17 protein-coding genes are annotated in these 23,352 nt (G+C 40.5%); 8 read left to right on the top strand and 9 right to left on the bottom strand.

The genetic code is table 11. The annotated features are described in order from the left end of the window. Positions 1-658: 658 nt before the first annotated feature. From cas6e to BO26_RS05390, 7 genes are all read right to left on the bottom strand, one after another. A complete protein-coding gene (cas6e, locus tag BO26_RS05360; RefSeq protein WP_036769627.1) occupies positions 659-1,333 on the bottom strand; it encodes a type I-E CRISPR-associated protein Cas6/Cse3/CasE in 675 nt (224 codons plus the stop codon). After that, positions 1,320-2,066 carry a type I-E CRISPR-associated protein Cas5/CasD gene (cas5e, locus tag BO26_RS05365; RefSeq protein ID WP_036769678.1) on the bottom strand — a complete coding sequence of 249 codons (747 nt, stop codon included), beginning with the start codon at positions 2,064-2,066 and terminating at the stop codon, positions 1,320-1,322. Before cas5e ends, cas6e begins: the two co-directional genes overlap by 14 nt. An 11-nt stretch (positions 2,067-2,077) precedes the next feature. Then, the gene (cas7e, locus tag BO26_RS05370; protein ID WP_036769629.1) at positions 2,078-3,112 is read right to left on the bottom strand and encodes a type I-E CRISPR-associated protein Cas7/Cse4/CasC; all 1,035 of its coding nucleotides are present in this window, start codon (positions 3,110-3,112) and stop codon (positions 2,078-2,080) included. Positions 3,113-3,132: 20 nt separating this feature from the next. Further along, a complete protein-coding gene (gene casB / locus BO26_RS05375; protein WP_036769631.1) occupies positions 3,133-3,714 on the bottom strand; it encodes a type I-E CRISPR-associated protein Cse2/CasB in 582 nt (193 codons plus the stop codon). Continuing rightward, on the bottom strand, positions 3,714-5,315 hold the full coding sequence (gene casA, locus BO26_RS05380; RefSeq protein WP_036769633.1) for a type I-E CRISPR-associated protein Cse1/CasA: 1,602 nt from the start codon (positions 5,313-5,315) through the stop codon (positions 3,714-3,716). Before casA ends, casB begins: the two co-directional genes overlap by 1 nt. 14 nt (positions 5,316-5,329) lie before the next feature. Further along, positions 5,330-8,050 carry a CRISPR-associated helicase/endonuclease Cas3 gene (locus BO26_RS05385; RefSeq protein WP_036769636.1) on the bottom strand — a complete coding sequence of 907 codons (2,721 nt, stop codon included), beginning with the start codon at positions 8,048-8,050 and terminating at the stop codon, positions 5,330-5,332. A gap of 526 nt (positions 8,051-8,576) precedes the next feature. Further along, positions 8,577-9,932 carry a Fic family protein gene (locus BO26_RS05390; protein WP_036769638.1) on the bottom strand — a complete coding sequence of 452 codons (1,356 nt, stop codon included), beginning with the start codon at positions 9,930-9,932 and terminating at the stop codon, positions 8,577-8,579. Between the two features lie 451 nt (positions 9,933-10,383). Here BO26_RS05390 and BO26_RS05395 point away from each other — a divergent pair, with 451 nt between their 5' ends. From BO26_RS05395 to BO26_RS05405, 3 genes are all read left to right on the top strand, one after another. Beyond that, complete coding sequence (locus tag BO26_RS05395; RefSeq protein ID WP_051690880.1) at positions 10,384-10,887, top strand: sigma-70 family RNA polymerase sigma factor; 504 nt, start codon at positions 10,384-10,386, stop codon at positions 10,885-10,887. Between the two features lie 9 nt (positions 10,888-10,896). Then, on the top strand, positions 10,897-11,877 hold the full coding sequence (locus tag BO26_RS05400; RefSeq protein WP_036769641.1) for a FecR domain-containing protein: 981 nt from the start codon (positions 10,897-10,899) through the stop codon (positions 11,875-11,877). Positions 11,878-11,961: 84 nt separating this feature from the next. Beyond that, positions 11,962-14,544 carry a TonB-dependent receptor gene (locus tag BO26_RS05405; protein ID WP_036769644.1) on the top strand — a complete coding sequence of 861 codons (2,583 nt, stop codon included), beginning with the start codon at positions 11,962-11,964 and terminating at the stop codon, positions 14,542-14,544. Positions 14,545-14,606: 62 nt separating this feature from the next. On the opposite strand, the gene fucA is transcribed toward BO26_RS05405, so the two are convergent. Next, positions 14,607-15,254, bottom strand: a complete 648-nt coding sequence (gene fucA / locus BO26_RS05410) for an L-fuculose-phosphate aldolase (protein WP_036769648.1) — start codon at positions 15,252-15,254, stop codon at positions 14,607-14,609. Between the two features lie 551 nt (positions 15,255-15,805). On the opposite strand from fucA, the gene fucP reads away from it, so the two are divergent. From fucP to BO26_RS05435, 5 genes are all read left to right on the top strand, one after another. Next, on the top strand, positions 15,806-17,116 hold the full coding sequence (gene fucP / locus BO26_RS05415; protein WP_036769650.1) for an L-fucose:H+ symporter permease: 1,311 nt from the start codon (positions 15,806-15,808) through the stop codon (positions 17,114-17,116). 38 nt (positions 17,117-17,154) lie between these two features. Further along, positions 17,155-18,933, top strand: a complete 1,779-nt coding sequence (gene fucI, locus BO26_RS05420; protein ID WP_036769653.1) for an L-fucose isomerase — start codon at positions 17,155-17,157, stop codon at positions 18,931-18,933. 51 nt (positions 18,934-18,984) lie between these two features. Beyond that, positions 18,985-20,439 carry an L-fuculokinase gene (fucK, locus tag BO26_RS05425; protein WP_036769656.1) on the top strand — a complete coding sequence of 485 codons (1,455 nt, stop codon included), beginning with the start codon at positions 18,985-18,987 and terminating at the stop codon, positions 20,437-20,439. Next, entirely contained in the window at positions 20,436-21,137 is a 702-nt protein-coding gene (gene fucR / locus BO26_RS05430) for an L-fucose operon activator (protein WP_036769660.1), read from the top strand. The genes fucK and fucR overlap by 4 nt, the downstream gene beginning before the upstream one ends. A 711-nt stretch (positions 21,138-21,848) precedes the next feature. Then, complete coding sequence (locus BO26_RS05435; protein WP_036769664.1) at positions 21,849-22,940, top strand: PLL family lectin; 1,092 nt, start codon at positions 21,849-21,851, stop codon at positions 22,938-22,940. 132 nt (positions 22,941-23,072) lie between these two features. Here BO26_RS05435 and BO26_RS05440 read toward each other — a convergent pair. Beyond that, on the bottom strand, positions 23,073-23,352 hold a 280-nt coding region (locus BO26_RS05440; RefSeq protein WP_036769669.1), incomplete at its 5' end, for a transposase.

The raw sequence follows: 23,352 nt of genomic DNA on the forward strand, positions 1-23,352 counted from the left end.
ATCAAACGCTAACTGTTCGGTTTATCCCCGTAAACACAGGGAACATTTTTCCAAAACAAGAATACATCAGTATCAGTTCGGTTCACCCCCGTAAAGACAAGGAACCTTGGGGAAAACAAATTATAGATGTCATTTTCGTACGGTTTATCCCCGAAAGTACAGGGAACATTTCCTTAACATCACACTATTTAGAGCACTACTCGGTTCATCCCCGTAGAAACAAGGAACATTTAGTGATCTGAATAAAGCATCACTCTTGACGCGGTTTATCCCCGCAACAACAAGGAACATTTCAGAAAAATAACCGCTTCATTTTAAATACTCTGGTTTACCCCCGCCAATATAGGGAACATACCATTCTCTCATTAATAAGATTTATTGAGTTTGGTTCATCCCTGTAAGCACAAGGAACATTACTTCACGTTATCTCTTACTCGTTAAGTATAGCGGTTTATCCCATGGAGCACAGGGAATACATTCTTTCTGGTCCAGATGTATACAGCGCTTATGTTATCCCCGCTAACGCGAGGAACATGGTAATCATTTTACCTATGTTTTTTAGAATAGCGACTAATTCCTAATCAATCAAGGAAATCGCAACATTAATACGTTTCTTCCAACGGAGATTATCGAATTACGACTTTCAATCAGCATGCCATTATACTGTCCTGATTAACATTAGTCCGCATCCCATAGCCTTAGCGCGACCAAACCCCTTTGCATACTGAGCCAAATACAAATCACTATTAGTAATGGTCAGAAGACCTTGAAAATCGACACTGGAAAATTGTATTTTCTGCCCTCTCTTTTTTACGCTTCGATGCTGGGTATAACCTTCAATATCCAGTAAATCATCAAACTGAATACCCCATTTCTGCATACGACGATTATTCAGGAGCCAATTACGGGCAGCATTCTCCATGATGACCTTTATTTTTCTCTGTTCAGTTTCCCCCCTCTGCCTCGCCTGAAACTTAGCATGCATCAAGACGTCATGACGCCGACGTTTTCCAAAAGGATCGATCGTACAGACTGTCGGATTGACACGTAATTTGAACGCTAAACGTTGTCCCTCTTTTAAGAGCGGATAAAATGCTTTCGTTTGAACATCAAATAAGGGGGACTCAATTTGTGGTGAAGTTTTGGACAACACATAAAATATAGGTAATCCTATTACTCCTATTTCTTCCCGAAATAAAAAATGACGTTTTTCATCCTCTGAAAATAACTTCCATAATAATTGATGAGAAGTATAAACGCCATTTTCACCAAGTTTTGCCAATATATTTGCAGTCTCACTTGATTGTCGGAGCATAATCTTAGATAGATACATCAACACCCTCCTCAACAGAAAGTTGATACATAATACGTTGCCTGAATTGCCAACGCCCTCGATTAATCGGCTCATCCCAAGGATGGTTTATCAAGATATTTCTAGCGATCATTTCATCTTTATCCCCTTCCCAAAAGTAAGTAACAAAACCATTCGCTCCCAGCCATGATTTATCTTCTTTATCAGAGTGAGTCAGCGGTGGAAAAGGTGTATCTAATGCAGCTTTTAATGTCGATGATTCAATCAATTTAGGACAAAGAGGTAAAGCTGGTGGGCAAGATTTACGGCCAAGATACAAAACAAATACCGGCTTAAATAAAGCATCCTGCAATTGTTCAAGAGTAAAAGAAGCATGTTTAGTTAATGAAATAGCAACTATCCAAATACCATCACAACAATAATCACGATTCGATAATATGGTATTCAGTTTATCCGCACTTAATTCACTTTTACGACTACAATGAGTGACATGATTATCGTGAGTCGGGACTTGTGTCGTATGGTAATCACGCATAAAAAAACCGGGAATAGTTTGTTTAATTGCTATCAAGACACTTTTTTGTAATTTTGCTAATTCAGACTCATTATCTCGTCGAATACCTAATGCCGCCCCCAATAATCCCAAAATCGCAGAGCGGCTAGGATACAATCCCGTGGGTCTCTCCCCTCCAACCGCAGGCTGTCCCCAGCTTGCCATCGGGCCATATAATCGAAAGACTAAATATGCCTTCATTCTGCCCCCCATTACTGCACCACAAATTTAAGCAGTTCAGTTAAACGCCCTTCCCCTGTAAATGCGTTAAATTTATATCGCTTATCAGCGCAATCACCATAAACCTTATCAATATTTTGCATCTGCTTTTCCAATGCATTAATTGCCGCGGGGCCTTGATCACTGTCATTTATTGGTTTTAAAAATGCGACGGATAAAGAACGCGGTTGTTGTTCTCCTTTTTCAGCAAGAGCAAAACTGGCATAAGCACGAGAAGCGAAACTATTTTGTTTACCCGTTGGCGATACTCTTACCGCGGCTTCTATCAATGCTTTAATCGCTCTATTAGCAAGCACTTCATCACCGTCTAAATTCTCTATCAGTTGCGTTTTATTAATACAGATGTAGCTATAGAATAGTGCAGCCGCAAAACCCGATTCGCCAATATGGGCTGAACCAGTATCTGACTTACCATCATTTAAATCATCCACCGCTGTAAAATAATCATCTTCAACGACAACACTATGTACACTAATAGCATGAGCAACCTGACAAGCGGCTTCGACGTTAAATGCAGGACTGGAAGCCAACATTCGACCAAACAAGGCAATATCTACCGCAGTTTGCTCAGCTTTTAATAAATTAAGCTCTTCGGATGTCGGCGCTCGGCGCTCTCGTGCCAATGTAGCAACCAGCGACATAACAGACCGTTGTTCTGCCGGGCTAATATGTGCCAATTGTTCAATTTCTAATGCATCTTTTTTCGTTTTTCCAAAAACACCCGCAATAGTTGAAGCTAATGCCTTAGCCGATTTTTCTTTCACGCCAGCACTGAGTAAGGCTTCAAATACCTGAATACCAAAACGCTTTGTACGAATACCAATATTCTCTGATAACGTTCGCTCAAATAATTCCGAAGTACGCCAGTGACGTTTCAAACTTTGAGAACTCACACGTAAACGTTCAAATCCCCCCATTTTGGCTGTTTTAGGGCGACCTAAATCATCACGATTAAGGTTAGATGGCGCATAAGAAGTTAACAGGTGTAATTGAATAAACTGACTCATAATAATTATCCCAGAATTAATTAACGAAAATCTGATAAATCAATCGATTTGCCGCTTGCTGCACGGTAATAATCTATAACCCACCTCACATTGATACGCTTATCTGCCCTGTATGGCTGTAATTTTCCATATTCAGCAAACCATTCTTCAATATCCTGAGCCAAGGCCAGAACAGAAATATTTCCTTTTACTTGCTGTAGAATTCGACGTAATCGGCGTAATAATTCATTAGGCGTTTTAGCACTTTGTAATTGTGAAAATCTCAATTCACTGACAACCGATTTATTTCCACCACCTTTCCTACCCGCTGCTACCGCCAGTTTTATGTCACTGTTACTTCTAACATAAACTAATGCCACCGCTATCATCGCCCAATATTCTATTTTCACCGGATTATTAGATAAACTAATTTCATCAGGTAAGCGGATCCATAAGTCGCGAAAACCGTCGGTTAACATAGCCATCTCGATATTTTCACAGCGTTTTAGTTGAGCTTTATAAATAGAAGGCGCCGGAGTAATACCTTTCTCTCTTAATTGTTCTGGTGACAAAAACATACTTTGCCACCAGCGCAATAATATGATTTCAATTTTACTGTCCATTACTCTTCCTGTTTACACAATTGAATATGGTTATTAGCAATAAATATTTTGATCTCTCTTAAAGCATTCTGTCCATACAACCCCATTATTAAATGCTGACGTGCTTTGATGCGTCTTGCCACTGAACGCTCATTGCTAAGATCAGATAATGTAATATGTTCATCAAACAAATCTCTACAAAGATGGCACAATGTATTGAGCCAATGTTTAGCTTGCTCAGGTGTCAAAATAGGCGCATTCTGTTTGGCATTATCGATAAGCTGGTGAATAACTGAAAAGAATAAAGACTCACTGCGTTGCCAGAAAATAAGGTCAATAAAAGAAATATCGCCTTTTACATCAATAGGCTTTTCAAACCAAGCCGCTTTTATCTGGTTTCGGCATAGCCAAATCACATTAGTTGCCAGCTTTTGTAATTCTTTGACTTGATTCCAAACTTTTTCTTGTTGTTCAGGTAAGACAAAAAATAATGGCATAGAGACAGAATACCAGCAACGTGCTTTCATATTATCCATATCGTAGCCAAACACCCACAAACGAGGCATTGCACTTTGTAGTTCCGGGAAATCACAACATAAAGTATAAAAATGGCTTACTACAGGTGCACAACGTTGTCCCTTATTATGATGGCTAGAAACCAAAATATCCCAGATTTTATATGTCACCCCGCCCGGTTGGCCTTTAAGAGATAACTGTTCAGCGGGTCTTTTAGTATCCCATTTATAAGGCGTTAACGGATGAACCCAATTACCGGAGTAATTGCCACCATAGTTTCGTGTACGATATTCAGAAACAGTGAACGCAGAACACTTACCCGAAACTTTGCAAACTTGCTTATTATTCACTACGACAAGACGTATACGTCTTGGCATCGCCCAATACATATGTAAGGGATGAACATCCTCAGAATAAATTTCTGTCCCTTGATCAATACTCACTTTTGTCGGTGCCAACCAGGGAAAAACCTGGGCACTGGTCAAATCAGGCTCCGAATAATGCCATTCTTTGCGATTAATGACGTTTAACCATAGTTTCCGCCATAACGTTACATCATGTTGTGGCAGCAATAATGTGGTTAATGGTCCCCCACCCCGTAATCCAACACGATGCCCCGCTCCCCCTGACGGCGCATTAATTTGTAAGGTAAAAAGTGCCAACGTTGCCATTTCAAGAGACATCACATCCCCAACACCTCGTTTAATAAAATGATCCGTATTAAGTCTTAAACCATTAGCTCCCGGGGCTTCAATTAATAGCCCAGCAACAGTAGTTGATTTTATTTTTTGTAGCGGATCAAAATCCTGCATAAAAAGAGGCCCTGTACCGGTAACATTAAAAGCATGTACAACTTTATTAAAAGCTTGTTGTAATGTTTTCTTATCAGGTGATGCTTGATACAGAGAATGCCATTGATACTTATCTTTCGGCGCAAAAACAGTTTGCAATAAACCAATAGCAAATTGGTAAGCTGCTCCTTGAAAATCAGCTCGCGGTAATGCAAAGTCCATAACATCATGATCACATATCGCATTTATAGGCAGTATTTTTTCACTACCGTCACGTAGGCGGAAAGGTAACCATGGGTCCTGAACCAAGTTCATAACACCTCCTGCTTTTATTTTTCACAAAAGCCTATTGTTGAAGAATAAGTAAATTTTGGATCTTTTTCTGGCAACCAAGGCTGCAAGTATTTAATTTGACGGTATCGCTGTTGCAATCTATTGAGCGCTGGAATTAATTTAGTCGGGATTCGGGCTAATTTATCCGCATATTTATTTTTAGATAATTTAACCGTACTTAATGGCACTGAAAATTCAGCAGCATTTACCCATGGTACGAGTTGTCCTGAATCGGTCAGTCTAAGTAATAACACCTCAACAGTTTCAATATCGCAGTAGCGCGTATTAATACCAGAATTATCTTCATACCAATTATCAGCACTTCGATCACAGTAACCATATAACTGCCATTGCAACCAATAAGATTTGGCTTTAGCTGCCTGACTTCGCTCTGCACCAATTAATTCATCTTCTCGATGTCTTAGCGCTTCAGGTATTTGTTCATCACCGTAACCATAAACCGCTTCAATTAATTGGCGGGCATCCGCAGGCATACGTATTGCACCTATTTTTCTCAACACCCGCATGCCTAACCACAAACGTGCAGGAGATCGATAAACATATTGTGTGTTACGGAAATTATGGCTTAACCAATCTGATTCAGGATTCTCCTTCCAGTCAGGTGCATGGACAAAAAGTACTGGGGCAGAACGTGAGTCTTTAATGCCATGTTGATAAATGCCATCACTATCACGCGTATGGCGATGCAAACGTCCAGCTCGTTGAATCAGATCATCGATAGGACAAATATCTGAAATCATGACATCAGCATCAGTATCTAAACTTTCCTGAAACACTCGCGTAGTAATTAACGCCTTGCCTCGACGCATCTCACCATAACTATTTTTACCAAAGATCGTCAGCACACAACTTTCAATTTCTTTTCGATGTTGCAGTACAAATCGGCTATGAAATAATAAGCAACGCTCAGGTTCAGTGAGCAAGTTTCGCAACGCCTGATAAGCTTCAATCGCATCTTCTACTGTATTTCGAATCCAAACTGCACATTGCCCTTGTACAATTGCGGCCAATACTTTTTCAACACAACTGCTAAAGCTATTTAAAAACTCGACCTTAACTTCCCGATTAACGTCTTTTCGACTCGATAACGGTTGTTCAATAATCGGTGCTACAGGGTTTAAATTTATTTTTGTTGCTAACGGGAAATTAATTTTTCGCAGTAATTGAGAATTTAACCCACCGGTATTCAACCAAATATCCGCTAAACGTTGACGCTGTTTAAGGGTCAGTGTTGCAGTTAATAAAATAGCCGAACCACCTTGATAAAGGTGCAGCGCTAATAAATTTTCCAATAAATTAAACATAAATTCATCAGCAGCATGGACTTCATCAACGATTAATACCTTGTGATTAAGCCCGAGCAATCTCAATGATTGATGACGCCTTGGCAATACAGCCAATAATGCTTGATCAATGGTCCCGATACCAACAGGCGCTAACAGTGCTTTTTTACGTGAGTCTTCTAACCACTGACTACACAACACTGAAGCCGTGATATCTTTCTTACTCTCGCTGCTATCCATATATCTTGAGACCAAAGCAGCTGCACGAAATTGTTTATTCATCATCTTCCGTACATCATGAGCCAAAACAATATTTGGCCGGCTCCCATCTTCTGTCGATAGCATTTGTTGATAATGCTCAGCCACCCGGCTAAACATCGCATCGGATGTCGCCATACTAGGCAGACCGAAATAAAAACCATCGGCGGCTTTTGCTTGCATCAAGCGATGTGTGAGCGCTAATGCCGCTTCTGTCTTTCCTGCCCCAGATACATCTTCCAGAATGAATAATTGAGGTGAATTATCTATTGGTATTGATTCAGCCCATTGTTGCAAGGGAGTTGCGGCAAATCCGTAATATTCCTGAATAGAAATAAATGGTTTTACTATTGGCGTTTTACCTAATTCTGTCGCCATGACCGCTTTTTTTGCCACTGTTTGAGCATATTGCCAATAATCCGTTAATGGCATAGGTTCAGACTGATATTTAAAATAGTGATTATCAGAACCAATCCAATCTGCCAATACTGTAATACCGGCAAACTGCCAACTCACTTGCTCTAATCGTCGTCTCCATTCTTTGGATCGTAGTTTTTCAATGGGAAACTCAGGTTGTAATAATTCAATTAAATGATGAGCAAAGAGTGTGGCAGCATTGAAATTATGAGGTTCAGTAAAACGTTTAATCGTTTTATAGTCTGTTTTATCAATTGGCTGACCATGATGGCCTAACACACAATCCATGAACACCATTAAGGTATCAAGCATTTCTTGTTGTTCCGCTTGCTCAATGCCTTCAATATTAACGAGTCTATTAAGTAACTTCGTTTTGATATTTTCCCAAAAATATAATCCCAGACGAGCATGGCTAAAATAACGGCCATTATATTTCTTCAAGCAATAGGGTTGAAACAGACCTACTGCTTGATGGGAAAACAATCTTTGAAAAGCGGACGCAAATTTACCAATATCGTGCAAAGCAAATACAAAAGAGGCTATGCTTTGTAATTGCTTCGTAGATAATGCCAGAAAACTAGCAAGATCTTTGGTCAATGATCTTTCTAAAGAAAGTAGCTGTATTCCTACAGCAGCCACATCTAAACAATGATAAGGAAGTAGATGATAATCTGCATTATTAGCCTCTGGCTCTCTCTTCGACTTACCCCAGTATTGAAAATAAATTGGCATTTCCATCTAAAACCCTTTATTTAAACGCTTTTTCCACATACTTTTAGAACATAATGCGAAAATTTAAATCAAAAAAACACTACTTTCTGTTTTTTTAGGATAATTCTGTATAACACTCCCATCCAAACAGATTACATTTCAGACTGCCTTATTCAAACATTAACCAGAAATAGCATGATATCGTATTGCAATGAAGCAGCTTGACAGGATAATCCACCGATAAATATATATTTGATAAATAAAGAAAATCATATGAAAGGTCCATACCATTTCACCAAGAATTCATTTAGATAGATTACCCTGCCCATAGGACGTCAGGTCGATATGAGATAAAATTACTGATGGGTGTTTAGCTCTGTCAATATACAAATAGACTTATGAATCACATTTCTAATCATTAATCGTATAAATTTAGATCCTGGTACCAAACCACAGCGAAAAAGTTAATTAATTAATTTACCTGAATCAGCTGTATGATTAACATCAACACGCTTGGCAACCACACAACCATTTAATCGAGTGAATACAAAGACTATCGGTGTTTTTCCTTCCATTGTTTAAATTGAGCCGGTCGAAGCCCATACCTCGCCAAAACACCTTCATGCAATCGCCGTAATTCCTCAATAACCAATGCCTTTAACGTATCACGTTCAGATGGACTTAATTCATTGGAAATTAAATTATCTATAACTTCAAGCGAATCCATTTCCGGTGTGACAACAACCTGATAAACAACCTGCTTAATCGTATTTCTATATTGTAACCTTAACGGGTCTGGTTCAGTAATTTCCTGCCTAAGAGCCAGATATTCTTGAGTAGAACGCTCGTAAGCCCATAAATAGAGATCTCGTAACAATTCAACTCTGGTCATTTCATAAACACCAAGCATTGCGCGGCTATATGCTTCTTCCGGTACATCCAGAAAAGTCAACGGACATAGATTTGAACGCAGCAACGGCAAGTTAGCCGCCAGGCGGGAAGTTCGTTTATTTATATCTGCAAAAGGTTGTAAATACGGCAAGTGGACCATGATAAAAAACGATTGCTCAAACGGATCTGAGATAACTTGTGCTTTCGCAAGCAAAGAATCTAAAACTTCACTAATATAGACCTCTCCCGATAACGGCCTGAAAACACTTTTTCCTATTTCAACCTGATGCTGACGGATACGTCCTTCATCTATAGGATTAAGCAATAAATTTTCAGATAATGCACTATGCAAATTGAGAATGGTATATCGGTTAAAATCAGCTTCCACTATCCCATCAACGAGTAATTCAATAGCGGATTTATGATTTAGGATCATTTGAGTTTCAATCGCGTCTTTTCCTACCGCAATTTTGCCATACTCAATTAATTCGATCGTATCCAATCGACTATAGGTATTCCCTTCCAAACGACTTGAAGCCCATGATAAATCAATGAGTAAACGATCTAAAATAGCTCTACCATAAGTTCCCGCTGGTTGTGAAGTTTGTTTTGTCCCTCCTATTCTCCAAAGATGATTACGAATTGGAACTGACAAGTAATGAGTCACATTGGGTTCATACGATTCCAGAAACTCTCGTTGATAACCAACGGGTACCCTAGCCTCCATAGGTTGATCTACATAACCGAGAACATCCTTACTATCTTCAGACAATGGGATATAACTTGGGAAATTGCCGGATCTTTCGATTACCTGCTTTGATGTTTCTTTTCCAGAAACAACATAGCGACGATTTCGTCCTTCGCCCAAAGCGTGTATTTTTCCATCTTCAACAAGCTGTCCCAGCCAACGTTGGACAGTTCGTCTGGGAACAGAGGGATGCTCTGCTAATAGATCAGAAACAGACATAGGTTGTGATGCAACACGCAACGTCTCGTAAATATTGGTCATTGAGTTCATAGAAAAGAAATTCCTGTGAGAATATGGCGCGCTATTATGGCACAAAAGTGGCGCAATTCAGATAATCGCGCCACTTTTGTGCCATCAGTATGGCGCGATTTAAAATTATCTCACCATTTCAAATAGATAGATTCCTTTTTTTTATACCCATATTGTTAATACTCTCGTAGGCTGGTACATATTCATTGAATATATTTAAGGATATTTATCTAAACTCACAGTAAAGAAAAACAAAGAAACTTTTAATGAAATAAAAAAATTTTTTATCATTATTTGATCTATTTGTTGAGCCAAATAATGTGATATCGAATATACAATAGCTTTAAATGATAAATAAAAACCCATTTAATCAACGTATCCCCACCCATTATTCATTGGTAACGGAGAGTAATTACCTGTAACATATAAAAATGATAATGATTTACATTTACATTAATGAAGTGGCATAAAAATGACCGTTAATGTTTTGGACACTCAACAGATCCAGTGGATGTACATCCACAATCATGATTGGCTATTTCGCTGGCTTAAGCATCGTCTTAACTGCGATGAAACCGCTGCTGACCTGGCTCAAGATACTTTTGTTAAATTACTTCGTTCACCTTTACCACAGCAACTAAACGAACCCCGTGCCTATATCATCACTATCGCTAGGGGACTGATGATTAATTGGTATCGCCGCCGCTCACTTGAACAGTCGTATCTGGATTTACTCGTCAGCCTGCCTGAGCAGCTTATTCCTGCACCGGAGCAAAAATTGATTATCCTCGAAACACTTCAGGAAATTGACATCATGCTTAGCCAGCTCTCCATACCCGTTCAAACGGTCTTTTTGCTTTCCCAAATAGAGGGAATGAAATATGAAGATATTGCAAATCACATGAATATTTCGCTATCTACGGTAAAGCGCTATATGAAACAAGGTTTTTATCAGTGTCTGATAGCAATGGCATAAGGGATTGATATGACCTCCACGGATACATCTCATTCATCAAGCACATCCACTAAAACAATTTTGGCAGAAGCCGCAGAATGGTTGACCATTCTGAATGATAGTCATGTCAGCGAAGCTGACCGGAATGCTTGCGCTGCCTGGTGCGCACAAAGTCCAGAACATGCTCAAGCCTGGGAGCGGGCACAATGTCTGTTAACCCGGTTACATCATCTACCACCTCATATCGCCTCACCGCTGTTAAACAGTAAGCAAACTCTTTCCCGCCGAGAAACTATCAGCAAGCTTACTCTGATGTTGTTAATACCGGCTGGGGTATCACTCTTCTGGCAACCTGATCAATTTAAGCTCTTCACTGGCGATTATCACACTCGGACAGGACAAATACAGCACTGGCCATTACCCGATGGCGGTCAACTGACGTTAAATACACAAAGCGCAACAGATGTTGATTATGACAATACTCAGCGGCTTGTTCGTTTAAAGCTGGGAGAAATTTATATTGAAACTCATAAAGATAGCCACCAGCCAGTACGCCCATTTAAAGTACAAACCAAACAAGGTTCTATTGTGGCACTCGGTACGAAATTCAGCGTCCGTCAACAAGCCTCCCATACTGAGGTGGAAATCGTGGAAGGGACAGTCCGCATCATGCCAGATAATGGATTATCACAAATACTGTATGCCGGAAAAGCAACACATTTCACTCAATTTGCAGTTGCCTCACCATATCCACGTTCATCCACATCTCTAAGCTGGTTACAGGGCATGATAATGGCAGATAACCTGCCGCTGGCAACAGTAGTGACCGAATTGAATCGCTATCGTTCCGGTGTGATCCGCTGTGATGATGCAGTAGCTAATCTGCGTGTCTCCGGTGCTTTTCCCACACAGGATACAGATTTGGCAATACAGATGCTCTTGCAAACCTATCCTCTCTCAATGCACAGCCTGACTCGTTATTGGGTTACCCTCTCTTCACCCAGTCGATAAAAATAATTATTTTTGCTGACACTTTTTTCAATCTCATACGGCATAGAGATAAAAGGAGCTTAAAAAGCTGTGGAGAAATTATCTATGCCATATCATATTAACTGTCCGGGTTCACAACCATGTTGGCAGAAAAAGCCTTTAACCATCTTGTTGCTTCCATTGATGCTACTATCAGCACCATCCCTGTACGCAACCACACCAACAGATCCCCTTTATTCTGTCAACATTCCGGCGGGTTCATTAGGCAATTCTTTATCTCGTTTTGCTGCTCAAACCGGTACAGCGCTCTCCTTCGATCCAAATTTAACCAACGGGTTAACCGCACCTTCGTTAAACGGCAGTTTTACCGCTCGTCAAGGTTTAGTACAACTACTCACAGGTTGTCATTTACGCCTGTCCCAGCGTGACGATGGCAGTTATACGCTGGTAAAAATGGCAAAGAATATGACCAACCATGGTGTCATAGAACTAGACCCTCTTACGGTAGCAGGCAATCGCGGGTACACGGGAAATGAGCCATTGCGTTTCGACAGTACCACCATCAAAGGCAAAGATATCGAAAAATTTGGTGTGATCCATCCTGTCGATATTTTCAAAATAACCCCCGGCGTTTTATCCGGCGAAGCACGCAGTTCAGGCAGTCTGGATGTCAATGTTCGTGGCTTGCAAGGACAAGGGCGAGTCTTGACGACCGTTGACGGCGCATCTAACCAGACCGCTCTATACCGCGGTTATCAAGGTGTCTCCAACCGTTCCTTTATTGATCCCGATTTTATTGGCCGGGTAGATATCAGCAAAGGCCCGACCGGAAAAGGCGGTATGGGAGCCATTGGGGGTGTCGTGGAGATAAAAACCATCGAAGCCAGTGATATTCTGCTTGAGGGACAAAAAGTCGGGCTTCGTCTGAAAGGCAGTCTGCTGAACAACCATTCCAATCCTGACGATTATCAGCGCAATGACTGGCCTTCCCCAGCAAAAACTTCTTTTTTTGATGCCAGGAATAGAACCGGGAGTATCGTTTTCGCCGTGGCCGAACCGTCCTACGAATTGCTATTTGGTGCCGCTCAGCGCAAACGTGGTAATTACCATTCTGGCAAACACGGACCGGGTGCCAAAGAACGTGGGATGCCCGGTTATCTATGTGAAAGCGATCCACAAGATTGCCACATTCCACAATTCAGTGAACAGATGGCAGGTTATTCACTGTATGCAATGGGAGATGCCGTGCCTAATACTTCTGAAGATAGCCAATCGCTATTGGGTAAAGGAAAAATCCGTTTTGGTGATGGCCACGAAATCTCCGCTATCGTGAGTCATTACCAAAATCTTTATGGGGAATCTTATGTTGCAGATATGGCAAGCCCAAGCCAAACCTTCATGATTTTAGATCAAGGGCCACTAACACGACTCAACATGAACAGACACAGCCTTAATTACAAATGGGAACCGGCATCAAATCCCTGGATTAACTTAGACATAAGCGTGTGGCAAACACGGGTTAACGACCGCCCCCGAACCTCAAATAATACTCTCGGTGATAAAAAATTCATGCGTACAATAGGGATGAATCTGAATAACACCTCATTATTTGAACTTTCAAATCAAGATATTGAGTTGAATTACGGCGCCAGTTTTATTCGTGAACGTACTGGCCCAAGCGAAGGAAAGTGGCAATACGCAGTTAACCGTGAAGGGCAGCGTAGGGAAGATCATCTTTTCCTAAATGGAAACTATTCTCCTATTGCACGATTAACTTTAATGGGTGGATGGGATTACAAATCCTATCGAGTCGAAGATTACAGCCCGGCTCATTCTGGTAACTCTTGGTTACCACAACTGACTTCAGGAAAAGTAAACAATAAGCGAGATCACGCCCACGGTTATTGGGTCGGCGCTAAATTTGAGCTTAATCATGCAACAGCACTGCATGCCAAATATGCCTATGCACCACGTTTTCCATCGATGGTTGAAGGTATTCGTGGCTACCTGATGAGTGTTGATGACCATATAAAACCTGAAATCTCAAAAAATATAGAAGTCGGACTGACATCACGCTTCCCGAATGTCATTGCTCAAAATGACAGTTTCGATATTAAAATGTCCTACTTTGATAACCGGGTGAAGGACTATATCAACCGATCATGGATGGATGATTACTGGAGTATGTACATCAGTAATATTAAAGCAGCGAAATTTGCAGGATTAGAATTAGCAAGTGTTTATCACAGCGATCACTTTGACGCACGTTTATCTATGAATTACTACACGAATGTCAAATTCTGTACAGAAAATGAAGGCTGTGTTGCACGTAGCCTCCCTTCGGATTATGCCACCAACCATATTCCCCCTAAATACGCCGTATCACTCGATTTGACACAAAGATTTTTAAACGACCAAATCTCTCTCAATGCAAGAGTCTCCCATTATAGTCAAAGATCAGTGCCAGCAGGAAAACCAGGCCGTGGTTCTGCTACCCTGCTAGCACCTATTATTTGGCGACCAGCAACCGTGGCTGATATTTCTCTGACTGCCCGTGTGAATAAGCATGTAGAGTTTGAGTTTGGTGTGGATAACATCTTTGATAAATATTATATCCAGCCTCTCAGCCTGGGCTATATTCCATCACCGGGAAGAACATTTCGCGCGGGTATTACAACTTACTTTTAAGTCGATTAGTTAAGTACAAGGCATATCATTGAGTTGATATGCCACTTTCTGTCAGCATGATCTCATTCTTCAATTTTTAAGCCGTATGTCTTAAATTTCTCAAGCACAATTGCTATTTCCTCTTGGCTCAGAACAGGAACCGGATTTTGAATCGCCAAAGTTTGTAAATACAGGCGAGCGAGCACTTCAACTTCATGCGCAAGCCATAGTGCTTTTTGCAGATTAACCTCACAAGCGATCATCCCATGATGCTGTAATAAAATGGCTTTTCTATTTTTAAACCCATCAAATACATAGTCGGAGAGTTGTTTAGTGCCAAATGTTGCATAAGGTACACAGGGAATAGAATCTCCTCCCGCCGCTGCAATCATATAATGAATAGCCGGGATCGATTTATTTAAAATAGAAACTGCGACGCAGTGAATTGCATGATTATGGATAACTGCATTTGCATCGGGCCTGGCATGATAAACCGCTTGATGAAAACGCCATTCACTAGAGGGAACTTTATGATCCTCGTGTTGACCATTTTCATCCACATAGACAATATGTGTTTCAGTCAATTGTCTATAAGGTATCCCTGTCGGGGTAATTAACATTCCATCTTTATAACGGACACTGACATTACCTGCTGTACCTTGATTCAACCCAAGTTGGGTCATTTCCAAACATGTATCAATAATTTCTCGAGATAATGCATTTCTTTTCATTATTATTTATCCTATTTAAAAATGATTAAATCTACCTTTTATTTTTGTAGTACTTTGTTGTTTTAAAATAAACGTTTTAGTTAGTTTTTGTGATTAATTTCAAATATTTTCAGAACTTTTTCTTTTTTCTAAATATCCCTATTTATTTTTTTATTCCGTATTTTTCATTTCTAACTCAAACAGTCATTTATACCCGTTATCTTTCAAGTTGCCTCTTTGTTGGCTGCACTCACTCACCCCGGTCACATTGTTCGCTATTCTCCCGGGGATTCACTCTCTTGCCGTCGCGAAGCATCTTGAAATCCATAAGATATATTGGTTTGATTGACCGTTTTCTTATAAAAAAAATCATACGGTCATGTTTACGACCAAATTAAATAAAAAGAAAATATAAACGAACGTCGGTAATAGGTTTATTTCAGTGATTAAGTTCACAGTTTAGCCGAATGAATAAATAAATGTGATTTAGATCCTTTTTTCATCTCATAAATGACTAAAAATACTACTGCTTCTGGAAGAATTACAATATCAGCGGTAATATAGAGGGTAATATGGATAACATATCGATACAACCAAATATAGCTCGAGATAAGAAAAAAAACAGAGGTTACTTAATTCCTTTTGCTATTTTATGTTCTCTCTTTTTTTTATGGGCTGTGGCAAATAATTTAAATGATATATTACTACCTCAATTTCAAAAGGCATTTACCTTAACAAACTTCCAGGCTGGGTTAATTCAATCGGCATTTTATTTTGGTTATTTTATTATTCCCATTCCTGCTGGTATATTAATGAATAAGTTAAGTTATAAAGCGGGAATAATGACTGGATTATTGTTCTATATTGTGGGTGCTGCACTTTTTTGGCCCGCAGCAAAAGCGATGAATTATACACTATTCCTGTTCGGGCTTTTTATTATCGCCGCCGGATTAGGCTGCTTAGAAACAGCGGCTAATCCTTTCGTCACTGTCTTAGGCCCAGAAGAAACGGGGCATTTTCGAATTAATCTGGCACAAACATTTAATTCATTTGGGGCAATTATCGCCGTTATTTTTGGGCAAAACTTGATTTTATCTAACGTTCCCCATTTGCCCCAAGAAACACTTGATAAAATGACCGTTAAGCAACTTGATGCCTATAACCATAGCCTCGTTTTGACGGTACAATCCCCTTACATGATTATCGTTGCCGTCGTTTTGGTCATTGCCTTTTTAGTCTTATTGACCAAATTTCCTGTAATACAAAGTGATGCACATGATAATAACAGCTCATTCTTTAAGTCTTTGCGACGTATTATCAAAATCCAGCACTGGCGTTGGGCCGTATTAGCCCAATTTTGCTATGTCGGTGCACAAACAGCTTGCTGGAGTTACCTTATACGTTATGCCATTGATGAAATTCCGGGTATGACTCCGGGGTATGCCGCTAATTACCTGACAGCAACAATGGTACTTTTCTTTATTGGTCGATCAAGTGGTACTTGGTTAGTTAAACGGTTCGCTCCAGAAAAAGTTTTGGCTTGTTATGCCTCAATATCCATGATCCTTTGCATTATTTCCGCGTTCGCCGGGGGGCACATCGGCTTAATGGCATTGACCATTTGCAGCATATTTATGTCTATTCAATACCCAACCATCTTCTCATTAGGCATTAAAGGATTAGGTCAGGATACTAAATATGGCTCTTCATTGATTGTCATGACCATTGTCGGTGGTGGCATCGTAACGCCTATTATGGGATTTGTCAGTGATGCTGTAGGCCACATTCCAACTGCTGAGCTGGTCCCCGCCCTCTGTTTTTCTGTGATTTTGATTTTCGCAAAATTCCGCACAAATGCGGTGCCCAGTAATCCGTTTAATTAAAGGGGCAAATAACAACTTTATTTAGATGAGGAAATAACATGAAAAAGCATATGAATTTACCCAAGATTGGCATTCGCCCAGTTATTGATGGTCGTCGTCTGGGGGTACGTGAATCACTCGAAGATCAAACTATGAATATGGCAAAAGCGACAGCTAATTTATTGACTAAACATATTTGCCATCCTTGCGGCACCCCTGTTGAATGCGTTATTGCAGATTCGTGCATTGCTGGTCTTGCTGAATCTGCCGCTTGTGATGAAAAATTCAGCATATTAAATGTTGGTCTGACAGTGACTGTCACCCCATGTTGGTGTTATGGCAGTGAAACAATAGATATGGTACCAACCAGACCGAAAGCTATCTGGGGTTTTAATGGGACTGAACGTCCTGGTGCAGTCTATCTTGCCGCAGCCTTAGCCGCTCACGCGCAAAAAGGTATCCCCGCTTTTTCTATATACGGACATGAAGTTCAAGATACTAATGACACTCGCATTCCTGACGATGTTAAAGAAAAATTGCTACGATTTGCACGTGCTGGATTGGCCGTTGCCAGTATGAAAGGAAAAACTTACCTCGCTGTTGGCGGTGTCTCAATGGGTATCGCTGGCTCAATTGTTGATCATAACTTTTTTGAATCCTGGCTTGGTATGAAAGTCCAATCTGTTGATATGACTGAATTACGCCGTCGTATTGATAAGCAAATATATGATGAAGAGGAGCTGGAACTCGCCTTATCCTGGGTAGATAAATATTTTCAATATGGTGAAGACCTGAATGCTGAACAATATCGCCGTTCACCAGAAAGTCATCGTCACATTCTGCGCGAAAGTTTACTCATGGCTATCTGTATTCGTGACATGATGCAAGGAAATCCAACGCTGAAAGCAAAAGGGTATGGCGAAGAAGCTCTCGGCTACAACGCGATTGTTGCAGGTTTCCAGGGGCAACGTCACTGGACAGATCAATACCCTAATGGCGATATGGCAGAAGCCATTTTAAATAGTTCATTCGACTGGAACGGCATTCGTCAGCCATTTCCGATTGCAACAGAAAACGACAGCCTAAATGGCATCGCCATGCTATTTGGTCATATGCTAACAAACACCGCTCAGATTTTTGCTGATGTTCGCACCTTCTGGTCTCCCGAATCTGTTGAACGTGTCACGGGCCAAAAACTTACAGGGCTGGCAGAAAATGGGATACTCCATCTCATTAATTCAGGTTCTGCAACGCTGGACGGAACCTGTTGTCAAAAAGACGAGCAGGGTCATCCTACGATGAAACCTCACTGGGAAATTACCAACGAGGAAGTGAATGCCTGTCTGGCTGCAACGCGGTGGTATCCGGCAATCCATGAATATTTCAGAGGTGGCGGATTCTCCTCCAAATTCTTAACAAAAGGAGGCGTTCCTTTCACCATGAGCCGGATCAATATGATTAAAGGTCTTGGTCCCGTTCTGCAAATAGCTGAAGGCTGGAGTGCAGAGCTGCCTAAAGATATTCATGACGTTCTGGATAAACGAACAAATGAAACCTGGCCCACAACCTGGTTTGTACCACGTTTAACCGGTAAAGGCGCCTTTAAGGACGTGTACTCTGTTATGGCGAATTGGGGGGCCAATCACGGAGTGCTCTCTATCGGTCATGTTGGCGCAGACTTCATTACATTAGCTGCGATGTTAAGAATCCCTGTTTGTATGCATAACGTGGATGAAAAAACCATTTATCGTCCTTCTTCATGGAGTGCACACGGTATGGATCCTGAAGGTTCAGATTACCGAGCCTGCCAAAACTATGGTCCTCTCTATAAGCAATAATCGCTGGCGGCGGTACGAATTGTGCCGCCATTATTCATGATAGGAGCTCGCATGACTCAAGATGTCATTTTAGTTTTAGATTGTGGTGCTACGAATGTGCGGGTTATTGCAATTGATCCACAAGGTAATGTGATTGCAAAAGAATCAACCCTAAATACCAGTGAACCGGATAAGGCCAATCCTCACTGGCATATATGGTCACTGGATGCCATTTTAGAACGGCTGGCGAGCTGTTGCCGTGTGATTATCCCTGAATTATCAGGTTATAAGATACGCGCAGTAACGGTGACAACCTTTGGTGTTGACGGAACACTGGTCAACGCAAAAGGTGACCTACTATATCCAATAATTAGTTGGAAATGTCCACGAACAATCCCCATTGTTGAAAATATTACTCATTACTTCCCTGCTGAAAAATTACAAACGATATCCGGTGTCGGACAATTTAATTTTAATACGCTTTATAAACTAATCTGGTTAAAAGAAAATTACCCTACCCTTTTAAATCAAGCTCATGCATGGTTATTTATCTCCTCTTTAATTAATTATCGCTTAACAGACGTGATGTCTACTGACAGAACCATGGCCGGAACCAGCCAGTTACTCAATATTCATCATGATCAATTTAGTGAAGAAATCTTAGATGCGATTTCTATTTCGGCACGTTTATTTCCTGAACTCGTTTCTGCTGGCGAACAAATTGGCAATTTGACATCAAAGGCAGCCCGAAAGTTAAACTTGCCTTCAGGAATTCCAGTTATTTCTTCTGGCCATGACACACAATTTGCTTTATTTGGTTCAGGCGCTGATTTGCATCAACCCGTATTATCTTCGGGTACCTGGGAAATTCTGATGGTACGCACCCCTTATGTAAATACCGGTATTTTACCTTATTATGCTGGCTCTACCTGTGAATTGGACGCGAGAAAAGGATTTTTTAACCCAGGTTTGCAATGGCTGGCTTCCGGGGTACTTGAATGGATTCGAGGACTTTTCTGGCAAGATATTCCTCCTTCAGAAGCCTATCGCCAAATGATCCATGAAGCTTTATCGGTTCCTCCCGGTTCGAATAACTTAAGAATGAATTGTCATTTATTAACCTCCAGAGCGGGGTGGCGTGGAACAACGTTAAATACTGATCGCCGTCATTTTTATCGTGCCGCATTAGAAGCTTTGGGATATCAGTTAAAACAAAATCTGTCTCTTTTAGAGAAAATAAGCGGATTTCATTCTAAAGAATTAGTGCTAGTAGGTGGGGGTAGCCGAAATCATCTCTGGAACCAAATAAAAGCCGATATTCTAAACATGCCAATAAAAGTACTTAATGAAGCAGAAACAACTGTACTCGGCGCGTCTTTCTTTGCCTGGTTTGGTGCAGGTTACTATGAATCGCCTGAAAAAGCCCGTGAACAATTTTCTTATCACTATGAACTTCATACACCCGGTGAACACCAAAAAACTTATGATTCATTAGCCCAGGATTTTATAAAAGAGATTCCCCTATGAGAAATGAGCGACATCAAAAAATTATGGATCTTCTTCATCAACATGAATCATTGACAACGACTGAACTTGCAGAAGTTTTACACGTAAGTAGAGAAACAATACGTCGAGATCTGCGATTGCTTCAGGAGCATGGTCATCTTCTGCGTTTACATGGAAGAGCAAAAAGCTTAAACGGAGAAACACTAGATAATGGAGACCCCTTTCACATTCGAGTTAAAAGCCATTTCTCAAGTAAATCGCTTATTGCTCAGCAAGCTGTGACCTGGATAAGCGAAGGAATGATCATTGCACTTGATGCAAGTTCAACTTGTTGGTATTTAGCAAAACAACTCCCTGATATTAATATCACTGTTTTTACAAATAGCATTCGTATTTGTCATGAATTATCAAAGAAAAAAAACATTCAATTAATCAGCTCAGGGGGAGTCCTTCATCGTAAATATGCTTGCTACATTAGTTCATCACTTATTGCTCAATTAAAAAATTTAGAAATTGATCTCTTCATTTTCTCCTGTGACGGCATTGATGCAAATGGCGATTTATGGGATTCGAATATTGATAACGCAGCATTCAAAGAGATTCTTATAAAACGAGCATTACAATCAATTTTATTAATTGATAAAAGCAAAATTAACCGAAAAAGTGAAATTAAAATAGAAAATCATGGAAATATCACTGATATAATATCGAATGACTAAATGGTAGCTGTTAACTGTTATAATCCTTCCTGATATTTTCACATAATAAGTCTGATACTGGTTTCTATGGGCCTTTATACCCGCCATCTTTCAAGTTGCTTCTTTGTTGGCTGCACTCACTCACCCCAGTCACATAGTTATCTATGCTCCCGGGGATTCGCTCCCTTGCCGCCGTGATGCATCTTGAAATCCATAGGGTATATACTCAAGATACTTCAAAGTGCATGTTTGAAAAACGACTATGCTGTTGAATTTAAATGTTTTTATGTCTGACAACTCAAGCATCTTGAAGTTCATTCGGTATATACCCAATAGATTTTAAATCAAAACCAAATTTACAAATCAATACCAGATTCCATCAATATAAGATTATAAAGCGATCAAGTCATTAGTTCATTTAAGTTGTTATAAGCAAACCATTAGTAAATATTATTGCAAATAAATTCACTAAATAATTCAAGATACAAAAATATTGCAAATAGAAATACAGAGTGATTTTTAAATAAAAAAACAGTTTATATTTAATTAATTACCTTTGAACAATTACATGTAAAAAAACATATCAACACACGGCGTTTATAATATATAATTATATTTATTTTATGCTGTTCAAAAATCAGCAAAAAAAATTAGTATAAAAAATTAATTATCTTGCGTATTAAATGGCTATTTAGTGAATCTGAAAGATTATTTTTTTAATGAGGCGTATATATGAAAATAAACTCGGCTGAAACATTAAATCTATATAATACCGAATACTCGATAAACGCATTATCCGGTGTGGTCTCTCTGGGAAAAAATGCAGATAATCGGCTCGAAATTTTCGGTGTAGGCTCTGACCATGCCGTGTGGCATAATTGGCAAACGGTATCAGATACAAGCTCCACCTTATACGGCTGGTACTCACTTCGGGGACAAGCGACTAGCAAACCTGCCGTTCACATCAACTCAGACGGTCGATTGGAAGTATTCGTGCGAAGCACGGATAATGCACTCTGGCATAACTGGCAATTCTCTCCCAATTCCGGTTGGGCCGGCTGGTGCTCTTTAGGTGGCTCGCTCACCAGCGACCCGGTAGTAGTATGTGCTAACTACGATGGTCGACTTGAAGTCTTTGCACGCAGCAGTGATAACGCACTCTGGTACATCAAACAAACAGCTCCCCATTCCTCTCCATGGTCGAACTGGCAATCGCTAGGTGGCGTGCTCACCAGCAACCCAGCAGTATATATCTATCCCGGAGGGCGACTTGAGATTTTTGCACGTGGCTCTGATAACGCTCTCTGGCACATCTGGCAGACAGAACAAGCAGGTCCATGGTCAGCCTGGGAATCATTAAATGGCGAGATCACCAGCGAACCCGTGCTAATCAGTAACGCCGATGGTCGGCTTGAGATTTTTGCGCGTGGCACCGATAACGCACTCTGGCACGTCTGGCAAAAAACATATGCTGGTCAATGGTCGAATTGGGAATCGCTAGGTGGCGTGCTCACCAGCAACCCAGCGGTAGAGGTCAACACTGACGGTCGTCTCGAGGTTTTTGTGCGTAACGCCAATAACTCAGTCGGGCACATCTGGCAGACGGAAGCCCATTCAGGTCTATGGTCTGACTGGGCCTCATTAGGTGGCTCGATTACCAGCGCGCCAGTCGTAATGAAAAGTTCCTCCGGTCGGTTTAACGTCTTTGCACGCGGTACTGATAACACACTCTGGCTCATACAGCAAAACACACCATCCAAAGTATCGTGGGATACTTGGTGCTCCATTGGCGGTATCTTGATCGATGCTTCAGCAACCAAATAATTTTGAATAATCCAGCTTAGTTCAAAACAAGAGTAACCTTTGGCCTGATGTATTAAAGAAAAAATTTACTGCTTCGCATCGGGCCATTGGTATTCAAAATAGATTCTTAGTTAAATATATACCCAAGAAACTTCAAGATGCAGTTTTTAGCACCTGAAAATGGTCATTAATTCTCGATGTCAGCGAGTCCGCTATATCAGGTAGCGTTGTAGTGAAAAATTTGAACACTTTGTCTCGAAATTCCTGTTTATTAGCGAAATAACGGTTATTTCGAACCTGTTCATTCATGACCTTCCATAATCGCTCTATCGGGTTTAAATTGGGACTGTAGGGAGGAAGGTAATGTAACTCAATATTGCTGATATAAGCCCAGTCCTTCACCAGATGCGCTTTGTTGTAACCCGCCCCATCC

Source organism: Photorhabdus australis DSM 17609, assembly GCF_000711895.1.
In the GTDB taxonomy this organism is placed as follows: Bacteria; Pseudomonadota; Gammaproteobacteria; order Enterobacterales; family Enterobacteriaceae; genus Photorhabdus; species Photorhabdus australis.

Bases quoted from the DNA above. Each gene is read 5' to 3' on its own strand.
- cas6e (WP_036769627.1), bottom strand. From the start codon at position 1,333: ATGTATCTATCTAAGATTATGCTCCGACAATCAAGTGAGACTGCAAAT.
- cas5e (WP_036769678.1), bottom strand. From the start codon at position 2,066: ATGAAGGCATATTTAGTCTTTCGATTATATGGCCCGATGGCAAGCTGG.
- cas7e (WP_036769629.1), bottom strand. From the start codon at position 3,112: ATGAGTCAGTTTATTCAATTACACCTGTTAACTTCTTATGCGCCATCT.
- casB (WP_036769631.1), bottom strand. From the start codon at position 3,714: ATGGACAGTAAAATTGAAATCATATTATTGCGCTGGTGGCAAAGTATG.
- casA (WP_036769633.1), bottom strand. From the start codon at position 5,315: ATGAACTTGGTTCAGGACCCATGGTTACCTTTCCGCCTACGTGACGGT.
- BO26_RS05385 (WP_036769636.1), bottom strand. From the start codon at position 8,050: ATGGAAATGCCAATTTATTTTCAATACTGGGGTAAGTCGAAGAGAGAG.
- BO26_RS05390 (WP_036769638.1), bottom strand. From the start codon at position 9,932: ATGAACTCAATGACCAATATTTACGAGACGTTGCGTGTTGCATCACAA.
- BO26_RS05395 (WP_051690880.1), top strand. From the start codon at position 10,384: ATGACCGTTAATGTTTTGGACACTCAACAGATCCAGTGGATGTACATC.
- BO26_RS05400 (WP_036769641.1), top strand. From the start codon at position 10,897: ATGACCTCCACGGATACATCTCATTCATCAAGCACATCCACTAAAACA.
- BO26_RS05405 (WP_036769644.1), top strand. From the start codon at position 11,962: ATGCCATATCATATTAACTGTCCGGGTTCACAACCATGTTGGCAGAAA.
- fucA (WP_036769648.1), bottom strand. From the start codon at position 15,254: ATGAAAAGAAATGCATTATCTCGAGAAATTATTGATACATGTTTGGAA.
- fucP (WP_036769650.1), top strand. From the start codon at position 15,806: ATGGATAACATATCGATACAACCAAATATAGCTCGAGATAAGAAAAAA.
- fucI (WP_036769653.1), top strand. From the start codon at position 17,155: ATGAAAAAGCATATGAATTTACCCAAGATTGGCATTCGCCCAGTTATT.
- fucK (WP_036769656.1), top strand. From the start codon at position 18,985: ATGACTCAAGATGTCATTTTAGTTTTAGATTGTGGTGCTACGAATGTG.
- fucR (WP_036769660.1), top strand. From the start codon at position 20,436: ATGAGAAATGAGCGACATCAAAAAATTATGGATCTTCTTCATCAACAT.
- BO26_RS05435 (WP_036769664.1), top strand. From the start codon at position 21,849: ATGAAAATAAACTCGGCTGAAACATTAAATCTATATAATACCGAATAC.